We start from the raw sequence: 1,979 nt of genomic DNA, 5'->3' as shown, positions 1-1,979 counted from the left end.
ACGTTCTCCAGGTGGCCCTTCCAGCCATGCCGGCGCTCATAGGTGGCCGTGCCGTCGAGAACAGCCTGGGTCGCGGCGCGCTGCAGGTTGAGGTCGAGGGTTGTATAGACGCGCAGGCCGGCGCTATGCACCTCGTCCACTCCATACTCGCTCTCCAGCTGTCGCCGCACCTCTTCGACAAAATACGGAGCCTGGTTGTTGGGCGGCGACTCCAGGTGCAGCCCCAGTGGCGCTGCCTTGGCCGCCTCTGCCTGCTGCGGCGTAATCCTGTGGTCGTTCAGCATCTCCTGGATGACGAGGTTCCGGCGCTTCAGCGCACGTTGTGGATAGCGCACCGGCGAATAATACTGCGGGCCCTTGGGCAGCGCCGCCAGCATGGCGGCCTCCGGCAAGGTCAGGTCGCGGGCATGCTTGCTGAAGTAATATTCTGAGCCCGCCTCGAACCCGTAAGTTCCACTGCCGAGATAGATCTGGTTGGCATAAAGCGCAAAGATCTGCGGCTTCGTAAAACGGCGCTCGATCTCCAACGCCAGGAATATCTCCTGCAGCTTGCGACCGTAGGTCTTTTGCGAGGACAGAAAGAGATTCCGCGCCAGTTGCATGGTCAGCGTCGACGCGCCCTGCACCTTGCCGTGGGTATGGACATCCTCGTAGGCAGCTTCCACCACGCGCAGAAGGTTAATGCCGCCATTGTTCTCAAAGTCCTTGTCCTCGATAGAGAAAATTGCGGCGCGCAGCACGGGCGGAAACTCGGAGTATGGGACCACGATGCGGCGCTCGTCCGCGAAGGAGCCGAAGATTTGCCCGTGGATATCGTAGAGGTTGGTGGTGGTGCTGGGGCGATAGCGCTCCAGATCCGTCATCTGCGGCAGGTTGATGGAGTAGACCAGGATCAGTCCCAGCATCACGCCGAAGATGGCGGAGGCGCCCAGAAGGGCAAGCGCGGCAGCGCGGGCTGCGCGCGTGCGGTTGCGAATATCCGCCTCGCCGAACGGAAAGCGCCCAACGGCTCGCCACAACGGCGAACGGCGTATCGTGGGGACCCTGTAGTGTATTTTCACTGGTGGCACGGCAAAACCAACCTTACCATGCGGCCCGCCGGATCCGGCCCTCGGAATCGGGTGTACGGGAGCAGGCAGCCGGGGTTCAGGCTGTCTTGGCCTTCAGCATGTCCAGCGCCTTATTGAACTGGTCGTCGACGGGCGGCGGCGTCTTCTTGGCGGGAGTATTTCCCGGCTGTGTCGGCGAGTCGGCAGTGGCCGGAGTGGTCGCAGTGGCAGCGTCGTCGCCGGAATCGTCGTCCTCAAACAGATCCCTGTTGGAGGCCACGATCGTCGCTGGCGTTACTGCATCGTCCTCAAACTGCTTGCCCGAGGGCGACGCATATTTCGCGATCGACAGGATGATCGCTCCACCATCGGGCAGATCGAAGGTCTTTTGCATCGAGCCCTCGCCGAAGGTCTTCTCTCCGACTAGTTGCGCGCGACCGTCGTCCTGCAACGCACCAGCAACGAGCTCGGCCGGGCCTGAGGTTCCGTGGTTCACCAGGACGACCAGCGGTGCGGTGGTATTGATCGCTTTCGCGGGATCAGCCGTGAAGATTTGCTTGGGGAACTTCTGGCCCTCGAGCGTGGCAATCGTTCCCGTGTTGACGAAGAAGTTGGTGAGGCGCACGGCCTCGGTCATATCGCCGGCGGCGACGTCGCGCAAGTCCAGCAGAATCTTTTTATTGCCGTCCTTGTTCATGTCCTTCAACCAGGTTTCGATCTGCTGAACATGCTCGCGATCGATGATGATTGGCTTCAGATAAAGGATCGACGTCCCCTCGTACAGCGACTCTTTCACCGCCGGCTCAACGACGAGAACGCGGTTGAGGGTCATCTTCTGCGGCTTGGCGCTGTGGGGTCCGATGACCGCCATCTGCAACTGGCTGCCGGGCGGTCCCTGGAGCAAGAGCTGGATCATGGCCAGGGATAGGT

Annotated in this window: 2 protein-coding genes; both read right to left on the bottom strand. The window is 61.5% G+C overall.

Annotated elements, in window-relative coordinates:
• Window positions 1-1,019, bottom strand: a 1,019-nt coding sequence (locus tag WCB02_RS27760) for a transglycosylase domain-containing protein (protein WP_423962954.1), incomplete at its 3' end; no start/stop codon positions are given.
• A 127-nt stretch (window positions 1,020-1,146) separates the two neighbouring features.
• A partial coding sequence (locus WCB02_RS27755; RefSeq protein WP_423962953.1) for a S41 family peptidase occupies window positions 1,147-1,979 on the bottom strand: 833 nt, incomplete at its 5' end.

The sequence above is a fragment of the Bradyrhizobium sp. genome (assembly GCF_049581145.1).
Lineage (GTDB): Bacteria > Pseudomonadota > Alphaproteobacteria > Rhizobiales > Xanthobacteraceae > Bradyrhizobium.
This window is presented reverse-complemented; position numbering and strand designations above follow the sequence as displayed.